Source organism: Neobacillus drentensis, assembly GCF_036966985.1.
In the GTDB taxonomy this organism is placed as follows: domain Bacteria; phylum Bacillota; class Bacilli; order Bacillales; family Cytobacillaceae; genus Neobacillus; species Neobacillus drentensis_E.
The window spans coordinates 1-9,910 of the sequence record NZ_JBALSN010000220.1 but is presented as its reverse complement, the minus strand read 5'-3'; the positions used below and the strand labels follow the sequence as shown (position 1 = coordinate 9,910).

Here is a 9,910-nt window from a genome sequence, read left to right as displayed (position 1 = left end):
ATCGTAACCAGAACCTCATCCAAGACTTCCATATCACCCTCCTGTATTCTTTCAACAACACAGCTCTTCAGATGACCTTCAAGCAGGATTTTGGCAACACTATTTAAGGCGGATTGAGTGGCCGATATCTGATTAATGACATCATCACAATATGTATCTTTTTCAATTAGGCCTTTAATGCCGCGAATTTGACCCTCAATACGGTTTAATCTTGTAACAAGATTATTTTTCACTTTATCGGAATGATGACTCTTACGATCACTGTCATCAAGTGAGCAGCATGGATCATCAATAAGCTCTTTTTCCTTTCCGACTTCATTTAACATTGCTCCGCCTCCTTTTTGAGATGATTATATCATACACCATTTATTTTAATTTCACATATGAATGATATATAAAAATATTTGGCTGCAATTCACAGAAATATTTTTTAACTTTTCTGATTATTTATTCTAGCTTTATTTCCTTATCTTCATATATAATATTTTCATAACTATTTTGAAGGGTGTTGGTAAATTTGGCAAACAAAGCTGATGTGAAAAAAATCTCTGTTAATTCAACAATTTCTTTAAAAGGAATTGTCAAAGCCATTTTCAACGATACCGTTCATGTTCAGATTGGCGGTAAAATTATCACGCTCCCAGCATCAGAACTGCTGATTGAAAAGCCAGTCCAATAGTTTTCTTCTTGTATATCAAAGCAATAGGAATATAGTATTTTCCTAAAGAAAAGCCCTTCACTTCTTCGGTGAAGGGTTGTTAAAATGACAAAAATTATTTCCAATCTTTTATCAGCGTTTCTTGAATGCTGCGAATGACATCTCCCCTGCTGATTACACCGACCACATGATTGGAATCATCGACAACAGGTAATTTTTTAAAGTGATGCTTGGACAATAGGGAGACGACCTTTTTCATGTCATCTTCAGGATGGATGGTTACAATTCCGTGGGTCTTTGCGATCCTAATGATCTCACGCTCGGCTAGTTCATTAAGACGAATCTCCATTTTTTCTTCTGCTACATATGTAATTAAGGAGAAATAATCATGAAAACGTCGATCAACTGGACTGATTGCCCTCAAAATATCTCCATCTGTCACAAATCCGCGCAAGTTGCCCTCTCCGTCAATAATGGGTACACCGCCAATTTTATTCGCAACAAGTAAGGTCGTTACCTCTTTAATGGAAGAACTAGGACTAGCTGAAATAACATCCTTCACCATAAAATCCTTGACCTTTACATTGATCATATCGACACCACTTTCAACTTTTGAATTTTGGATTATTTTTTACATCTGAAACTCTCAACTTCTCTAATATATCCGGCGGAAATACCATCCGGCAAATAACTTTTGAAATTTCTTGAAAATCTGTTCTTTTCCCACTCAAGTTATCGTTTCCATGACTATTCTCCACTAAAACTAATATTGCCCAAGCGACAGCTTCTAAATCCAAATCGTTCCATGTTAATCCATTTTCCTCCGCTTGCTTTAAACCGGACAGAACTCTTGAATAAATTTTCCTTCGTGCATCACCCAAAAATTCAGCCAGACCTGGGTCTTTCAATACCAATTCAGGCAGGACACGCTGCAGACCTAATTCACTAAGTCGTTTGTTATGTGCTTCTAATAAAGATGCTAACAATGATTCCGGATTCCCTGACATCCAACTTGGTTCAGGGGGGAGAAGCTTGTCAATTTTATCTTCTAATAACGACATTAAAAGCTGCCGTTTATCCGAGAAATACCGATAAAAGGTTCCAGTCGCCACCCCGGCATGGGCAGCAATTTCCTTAGCAGTAGTTTGCTCGTACCCATTTGAAATAAATAGATCTAATCCACTTTCAAGCAGTGCATTCCTTTTTTGCTGTGCCCTCTCCTGTTTTGGGAGAGAAGGGAATTCACCAATCAATAGGTCATCTCGGTCTGGCATTTTATCACCTCATTTATATCATACCACTTTTTTAAAATTTGAACCATAGTTCACGTTTTCGTTGACAGCCCATTCTATCCATGCGATACTTGAACTACGGTTCATGTTAAACTGCTATTATTGTATAAACACCCCTTTACAAAATAGTTGGATCATAACATGACCGATTTTTAATAAATAATCCCTTGTCTTTGCAGGAATTCATTATATTATTCCGAATAATTTAATGTATCTTTAATAAATTTATTGTTCTTAGTTTCTAACATTTTGAAAGGCGTTGATATTGTGGCAAACCAATCTGAATCAAAAAAAATCTCTGTTAATTCAACCATCTCCTTAAAGGGAATTGTTAAAGCCATTTTCAACGACACGATTCATGTGCAAATTGGCGGCAAGATTATACCTGTTTCAACATCTGATTTTATGATTGAAAAATCACCGAAGTAATTAGTTATAAATGGCACTTCAAAAAAGCTCATCAAGTTTTGATGGGCTTTTTTGTTTATTTAGTAGCATCCTTCAATTTTCTTCATACCATACAAAAGATATGTCTTAGCTGCAAAGATTTCTGGTCTTGTCATTATCGTTGCACATGAAGTTTGAATAGGTAGTGAAAATCTTTGAATAATACATGTGACTTAGAAAAACGTTTGCAAACAATTGTATCTATCCAACGGAATATTGATATTATTACTGCATTTTTATTATTAACAGGTCAAGTGACAGTTGTTAGACTTATAGTTGAACCAAAAGGATTTGCCCTTTCGGTCGGTGGGCCGCTAACCGGAATAGGACGTTTAGAAGGAATATCAGGAAATAAAACATTGAGCTTAATATTGGACATCGGAGATATCCTTTTAGCCATCCTATTAATTAGTGATCAGACAAATGTTTCGGGGATCTTTTTAGGTCCAGGCAGATTTAGCTTCAATATTACAGGTCCTATTTTCGGAGTTCCTAAACATGTACCTACATTGCCTGATTTGGAAAGAGTATTTACACAGTTCCGCTGGATTGTTTCTGAACATTTTGATATCGAACCTGAAATTCTAATCTAAATAAGAAGGAAGTGGTCATTTTTGTCTCTAACAGACCTCCCAACGTTCGAGCCATCAAAAGGTGAAATTTTTCTTTTTTTATTGTCTATAGCCATCTTCATCTTTTTCTTTACACAAACGAAAGAAAGCGATGTCTCTTCATTGAGATAATCGCTTTTTCCTGTTATTTAGTCAATTGAACTGCTTTTTGATAACAGTCACAAGTGACAATATGGTCATTCACCATCCCTGTAGCTTGCATGAACGCATAACAGATGGTCGAGCCCACAAATTTAAAGCCGCGTTTCTTTAAATCCTTACTTAATTGATTACTTATTTCCGTGACTGCAGGAACATCTTTCATTTCTTTAAAATGGTTTTGAATCGGCTTACCGCCAACAAAGGACCAAATGTACTTACTAAATGAACCAAATTCGTCGACGACCTTCAAAAAGGCATGTGCATTGGTAATGACTGCATTAATTTTCAGCCTATTTCGGACAATTCCTTCATTATGTATTAGTTCCTCGATTTTCTTTTCGTCAAAGCGGATTATTTTTTCAGCTTCAAAGTTATCAAATGCTTGTCGATAGTTCTCCCGCTTCTTTAAGATCATATACCAACTAAGGCCTGCCTGGGCCCCTTCAAGATTTAAGTATTCAAATAATAGGCGATCATCGTAGACTGGAACTCCCCACTCATGATCATGATAATCGATATATAATGGATCCTGATTAACCCATCCGCAGCGATTCATATTTTTAATTCCCCCTTTACTTCCTAACTCCTAACATAATACCTGATTATCCCTTAAGTATTGCACATTTTTTCAAAAATAAGAACCTCCCTTATCAAAAGGAAGGTCGAAAAAATTAAGGTTATTGTTTTGCAAGTTTTTCTCGGTCATCAAACATTGGAGGCTGTTCCATCCATCCGTTTTTGATGAGCAAATTAGCTCCATCTTCAGCATATCTAGTAATATCTGCAATCAACAGTTCATACTTAAGACCTAAATCCCGTCTTTGTGAAATGGCAAATGCTGCTCCATAATAGCCTGAAGCGGTTGTAACTAATGTGACTATATGAAATAGCATGAGTTTATCGGAAAACGGTGGAATCGTTGAATTCGTTACTTCCGTCTCCCATTTTCTCGGCGCAGGTAAATTACTTTCATTTAAGATTCCATACAACGTATCATGCTGCCGATCACAAATTTTTTCCCCTCTCTTAAAATAATCACGAATTTCCGTTGATTGAGCGACTTGACTAAACCCAATCTCCAGCACAATCTTTGCAATTGTCTTTTGCATATTAAAATATATACCACTTACTTCTATCGCATCTAATGGTCTTCTGTCCCCAAACCAGCCTGTTAAAAAACTCTGTTTGCTCACAAAATCCACTTGATTGGGAGCATTAATATTAGGTGGCCTGTTAATAATACCCTTATCAACCATGACATGCATGATCATATCGTATAATTTCATCGTATCAGTGTTGCACTGAATGAAATAGCTCCTCTGATCAGAACGAATCGAAGTTCCCACCGCACCTGCATAGCCTGTTAATCCATGTACGGACATTATGTACATATAATAAAGCATAAAATGGATCTTGAAACAAACGTGGAGCATGAATGTTTACATCCTCATCGGTAAACCCTTTTGGGATTGGAAAATTTTCTTCTTTTAAAAACCTTGTCACATGTTCCACATGTCCTTCGGCAATTTCAAGTGATTGTTTATATATGTCAAGAATGTCTTGATCTCTTATATGTTCCAATGCGTATTTAAGAAAACAAATGGACATGGTATCAAACATATATTGTGTCCAGAGACTCGAAATTTCTGGTGCAGTTAATCGAATCGAGGTTGGTTCCATCTCACTCTTCCTTTACATCATTTGCGTATACTTTTCCCATTTATTTACAAAATTATTCTGATCTAATATTGATCCCAAATAATAGAGGTTTAGGATGTACTCCTTCACACATATTAATAAATTTGCCGATATGTCCTTTACAGGGCTAGTCTTACTTACATACACTAGAATAATTCATCAGTTTGGAGTGAAAAAAATGTCCTCGAACTTAATTTTAAATGTACGAACAGCTTTGGCATATACGGTACAAGCCATTCGTTATGCGGATAATGCCTTAATTCTCTTCCTCGAAATGTCCGATTTTCCATTACCGCCTAACCCTATTAAAATCCAATACTATCAAGATGTGATCGACCATCTGACAGAGGTGTATCTTGCTATGAAAGAATTACCTTTTGATACGTATTTTCCGAGTGATCCCGTCATTACCATCGCCCCAGTTGTTGCCCAAATTCAAGATAACCAACACCTTATTAATCTTTCCGACAATCGGATATCATTAGCGTTGGATAAAACGGAAGATACGATTAACTTCATTGATCAGGCACTTTTATTAAGCGTTGACGATGAAAGACTCAATGGACAGCTTTACTTCATAAAGCTTGGTTTAGAAGAAGCACGGGGCGCTTTGGTTTCGGGACTAAATGAACCTGATTTTGTGGTGGGTTAAAAGCCGCTAGAGCGCTCGGCACATTCTTTGTTGTTGATTTTTATATCCATTAATACGAAGGAGGCTTTTCTGCATAGTACAGAAACGCCTCCTTCGTATTTTTGTTTTGATTTTTCGCTATAAGGCTAGGAAATATGTTGATACAAAAATTCAGCATCATCTCCTACTCCTAAAAGGAGAGCGGATCCTCTGGTGTGCTGCCATGGTAAACCAAGAAAATATAACCCTTCGATTTCAGTAATCCCTCTATTGTGCTTTACGATTCCTCGATGATCTAAAAGAGAGGGCATATCTATCCATGAGTAATTCGGGTTAAAGCCTGTTGCCCAAATGACATTCTCCACTTTTATTACTGACTGATCCTCAAAACGGATCTCATCATGGTCGATTGATTTGGTTCTACCTCTTAGCAGGACACTATTATTCTTTAGTTTCTCTTTTAGTTCATAACCAAAGATTGGATCTCCCTGATTTTGAATTTTCTTCCCAACTAACGAGTGGCGACCAGCTTTTAATATTCCAAGTTTGTCAAAGTACCAAAAGATACTTCTCCCAACTAGAGTAAGGGGAAGAAATCGTAACCTTTGCCCAACAGATAAGTAAGTTTCATGATGTTCAGATAATTCCACCGCGATTTGTGCGCCTGAATTGCCGCCGCCCACAACTAAGACAGCACCTTCGTTAAGTTGAGTACGGTTTTTATATTGAGAAGAATGGAGTTGAACAACATGGGTTGGCAGTTCTTTTGCAAATGATGGTAGTTTAGGAGTGTGGAATGGACCGGTTGCAACAACTATATTCCTAGTTTCTATGATAGAATCATTCGTAGTAATCGAAAAAAGTTCGTTTTCCTTTTGTACTTTTTGAACGTGACAATCATGCTGAATAGGTAAATCAAAGGTACGAGCGTAAATTTCTAGGTAATCAGCAATTTCATCCTTGGTTGGGAATCCTGATGGATCCCCGCTTAAGACCAAGCCAGGTAAGGAACTGTAAGCTCGTGGAGTAAATAAGACCAAGGAATCATACCTCTTCCGCCAAACATCGCCTACTGTTGCATTAATATCTAATATTATAAAAGATAACGAGGATTGCTTGAGGTAATACCCTATAGATAATCCAGCCTGGCCACCGCCAATCACAACCACATCATAAATCATACAAATCTCCCCTTAATAATCTCCGCTTATGATGCGACAGTTTTATTCTTTTATCTCAATCACAAACGGAAACGCTCTTACCTTACCATTCTGTTTAAATTCAGCCCAAATTTTATAGATCCCAGGCTTTTCGAAAGATGTTTCAAAAATGGGCTCCTTATCATTGGAAGGATGAACATGAAGGAACTCTTTTCCATACTCATCAAGTATAACCACATGCCCCATGGCTCCTAGATATGGAGTCAAATTGGTTTGATCTAAATCAAAGGATAACCTAACAGGTTCGCCCGCCCTAAATGAACTTACATTTAAGGAAACCGTTTCTCCATCCACCGTTTTACTGAACTTCGTGTCTGGAACTAGCTCATGACCATGTGTTGTATCGGCTGGATTTCCAACGATAAATGGTACCGACTCTACTTTATACGCGAAATCTGTCGGTTTAATATCGATAAACGCTTTATAAAAACCATCCGGGAGGGTGTTTTTTATCGTAAATTCCCCTTTCCCAGTTCGTTCGGGGTGCACATGATAATATTTCTGCAGTTGTTCATCAACGATAATTAGATGTAATTCCTTCTCATGATTCACTTCTAACTCGTCAATTGGGTTTCCGGCCTTGTCTTTTAAGAAAATCTTGATGTTATTTTTATCAGTTTGGACAAATGCATTAACCTCGCTGCCTTCATGGTTTCCAGCAGCCATATCATGCCCATGAGTGTTTTCTTTTTCTTCCTCTTGATGACCTCCACTCATTTCTAGGTTACTTTTGTTGTCATCCATATCCATTTCGTCGCCTTTGCCTTCTGCCTGAGCAGCCGGTCTTTGATCTTCCGCAACCCATTGATCATAAGCCTGGAATCCAAAAATGANNAATGACGACCGTAACATAAAGAATCCCAGCAATTGCCCATTTCCTCATGCCTGTCACTCCTTTATTCAAGAATTTTTTTGCATCATTTAGTTTGACACGCTGTAAACGCAGCGCATTTAACACTACCGATACTGAGCTAAATGCCATCGCGGTTCCTGCAATCCATGGTTCAAGAAACCCCGCCGCGGCAAACGGGACTCCCACCGCATTGTAAGCAAATGCCCAAAATAGATTTTGTTTTATATTTTCCATCGTCTTTTTGCTCATAAAGATTGCGTCAGCAATGGCATTTAAATCTCCGCGGATGAGCGCAATATCTGCTGCCTCTACCGCGATATCTGTACCCGTTCCAATTGCCATGCCGATGTCCGCGGTTGCAAGAGCTGGTGCATCGTTAATTCCGTCTCCCACCATCGCGACTTTTTTTCCATGTTGNNTTCCTTCTGGCAACACATCAGCAATGACCTTGTCGATTCCAGCTTCCTTGGCAATGGCGTCGGCCGTCCTTTGGTTATCTCCCGTGATCATGATGACTTCAAGTCCTAAATCCTTCAGGCGCTGTATCGCTACTTTTGAGGTGTCTTTTATAGTATCGGCGACAGCAATCATACCTGCATATACCCGATCAATCGAAACGAGCATCGCTGTTTTTCCGGTCTGTTCGAACTCTGACATTCGGTTAATTTTCCACTGAAAATTCACTTCGTTCATGCTCATTAATTTTCTTGTTCCGACCAATACTTCTTTCCCATTCACGATTGCTTTGATCCCAAATCCCGGAATCGCTTCGAAATGGCTTACTTCTCCGATCTCGATTCCCTTTTCTTTAATGGCACGAACAATTGCCTCTCCTAAAGGGTGTTCCGATTGAAATTCTGCAGAGCCTGTTAGAAAAAGAAACTCCGCTTCTTTTATTTCTGGTTCAACTAGAATATCTGTTACCTCAGGTGCTCCATTCGTAACCGTTCCTGTTTTGTCCAGCAATACAGTGGTTATTTTTTGAGTAGTTTCTAAATGATCTCCGCCTTTAAATAGAATCCCGAATTCAGCTGACCGGCCAGTTCCTGCCATAACTGAGGTAGGAGTAGCCAACCCTAGACCACAAGGGCAAGCGATCACCAGTACTGCAATCATTTTTTCAAGTGAATCAGCTAGCTGCCCTGGACTAATCCAGAAATACCAAAGGGTAAAAGTGAGAAAAGCAATGGCCACAACCACTGGTACAAAGATAGCTGATATTTTATCGGCATGACGTTGGATGGGTGCTTTCGAACCCTGCGCCTCTTTTACGATTTTAATAATTTGAGCAAGTGCCGTTTCCTTCCCCACTTTCAAAGCGTGTATCTTTAAAAATCCATTCTTATTAAGGGTCGCTCCAATGACATGATCCCCGACCGTTTTATCAACCGGAATACTTTCTCCTGTCAGCATCGATTCATCCAATGTTGATTGCCCTTCAACTATTACACCGTCTACGGGCACTTTTTCACCTGGCCGGACCAAAACAATATCACCAATCATTACCTCCTCCAAGGCGATTTCCTGTTCAATCCCATTTCGGATAATTTTTGCCGTTTTTGCCTGTAATCCCATTAACTTCTTAATCGCATCTGAAGATTTACCCTTTGCTTTAATTTCAAAGAGCTTTCCAAGTACAATAAAGGCGATCAAGATGGCACTCGTTTCAAAGTACCGATCAAACATATTTGTTTCCGGTCCAACTGACTTAATGGAAAGATACAGACTGTAAAAATAAGCAGTAGATGTGCCTAGTGCCACTAATACGTCCATGTTGGCACTACGATTGCGAAGGGCTTTAAAAGCGCCTCTGTAAAATTGCCAGCCGATGATAAACTGCACCGGTGTGGCAAGTGCCAACTGGACCCAGGTATTCATGAGCATATCTGGAAGGCTGATAAAAGAAGTAAATTCAAAATCTGAAGCCATCGCCCATAACAGCGGTGTCGCTAGGATAATTGAAAAAATAACCTGTCCCTTGAGTTTTACTAAATCTTTTTCACGGAGGCCCTCTATCTCCTGACCTTGTTTCGGAATGGCTTGATATCCAATGCTCTCAACTTTCTTTTCGATTTCCCCTATGCTTATCTGTGAAGAGCTATATTCAACTACGGCTGTTTCTAGCGCTAAATTAACATTTACTGTTTTTACACCATCAAATTTTTCTAGCCCTCGTTTGATCCTTGCGGCACAGGCTGCACAAGTCATTCCGATTAGATCGAATTCTGCTTTTTCGGTATGTTCCATCACCTTTCACTCCTATAATTTATACTATACTATACCCGTGTACTGTATTCAAAAACTAAAAGCATCTTTTCTCTATATCTACATTTTACTA

Annotated in this window: 11 protein-coding genes and 1 pseudogene; 4 read left to right on the top strand and 8 right to left on the bottom strand. The window is 38.7% G+C overall.

Features of this window, described 5'->3' with window-relative positions; all coding sequences use genetic code 11:
• Window positions 1-326, bottom strand: a 326-nt coding sequence (locus V7659_RS15060) for a metal-sensitive transcriptional regulator (RefSeq protein WP_335540692.1), incomplete at its 3' end; no start/stop codon positions are given.
• Between the two features lie 191 nt (window positions 327-517).
• On the opposite strand from V7659_RS15060, the gene V7659_RS15055 reads away from it, so the two are divergent.
• On the top strand, window positions 518-679 hold the full coding sequence (locus V7659_RS15055) for a hypothetical protein (protein WP_180230179.1): 162 nt from the start codon (window positions 518-520) through the stop codon (window positions 677-679).
• Window positions 680-773: 94 nt separating this feature from the next.
• Here the strand turns inward: V7659_RS15055 and V7659_RS15050 are convergent, their stop codons facing one another.
• Together V7659_RS15050 and V7659_RS15045 are read right to left on the bottom strand one after the other, a co-directional pair.
• Window positions 774-1,250, bottom strand: coding sequence for a CBS domain-containing protein (locus V7659_RS15050; protein ID WP_335540691.1), 477 nt, complete (start codon window positions 1,248-1,250; stop codon window positions 774-776).
• 13 nt (window positions 1,251-1,263) lie between these two features.
• A complete protein-coding gene (locus tag V7659_RS15045) occupies window positions 1,264-1,932 on the bottom strand; it encodes a TetR/AcrR family transcriptional regulator (protein ID WP_335540690.1) in 669 nt (222 codons plus the stop codon).
• Between the two features lie 285 nt (window positions 1,933-2,217).
• Between V7659_RS15045 and V7659_RS15040 the strand changes: the two genes are divergently transcribed.
• On the top strand, window positions 2,218-2,379 hold the full coding sequence (locus V7659_RS15040; protein WP_335540689.1) for a hypothetical protein: 162 nt from the start codon (window positions 2,218-2,220) through the stop codon (window positions 2,377-2,379).
• Window positions 2,380-2,552: 173 nt separating this feature from the next.
• Entirely contained in the window at window positions 2,553-2,990 is a 438-nt protein-coding gene (locus V7659_RS15035) for a hypothetical protein (RefSeq protein ID WP_335540688.1), read from the top strand.
• Between the two features lie 163 nt (window positions 2,991-3,153).
• Here V7659_RS15035 and V7659_RS15030 read toward each other — a convergent pair whose 3' ends face one another.
• The 3 genes from V7659_RS15030 to V7659_RS15020 form a co-directional block, all read right to left on the bottom strand.
• Window positions 3,154-3,726, bottom strand: coding sequence for a DNA-3-methyladenine glycosylase I (locus V7659_RS15030; RefSeq protein WP_335540687.1), 573 nt, complete (start codon window positions 3,724-3,726; stop codon window positions 3,154-3,156).
• 121 nt (window positions 3,727-3,847) lie between these two features.
• Window positions 3,848-4,552 (bottom strand): DUF3231 family protein, encoded by a 705-nt coding sequence (locus V7659_RS15025; protein ID WP_335540686.1) that lies wholly within the window; start codon window positions 4,550-4,552, stop codon window positions 3,848-3,850.
• A complete protein-coding gene (locus tag V7659_RS15020) occupies window positions 4,494-4,850 on the bottom strand; it encodes a DUF3231 family protein (RefSeq protein WP_335540685.1) in 357 nt (118 codons plus the stop codon). The genes V7659_RS15025 and V7659_RS15020 overlap by 59 nt, the downstream gene beginning before the upstream one ends.
• A 196-nt stretch (window positions 4,851-5,046) precedes the next feature.
• Between V7659_RS15020 and V7659_RS15015 the strand changes: the two genes are divergently transcribed.
• Window positions 5,047-5,520, top strand: coding sequence for a hypothetical protein (locus V7659_RS15015; protein WP_335540684.1), 474 nt, complete (start codon window positions 5,047-5,049; stop codon window positions 5,518-5,520).
• A 125-nt stretch (window positions 5,521-5,645) separates the two neighbouring features.
• Here the strand turns inward: V7659_RS15015 and V7659_RS15010 are convergent, their stop codons facing one another.
• Complete coding sequence (locus V7659_RS15010) at window positions 5,646-6,680, bottom strand: flavin-containing monooxygenase (RefSeq protein ID WP_420491289.1); 1,035 nt, start codon at window positions 6,678-6,680, stop codon at window positions 5,646-5,648.
• A gap of 961 nt (window positions 6,681-7,641) precedes the next feature.
• Window positions 7,642-9,810: pseudogene (locus V7659_RS15000) on the bottom strand (heavy metal translocating P-type ATPase); the annotation flags it as partial.
• Between the last annotated feature and the right edge of the window lie 100 nt (window positions 9,811-9,910).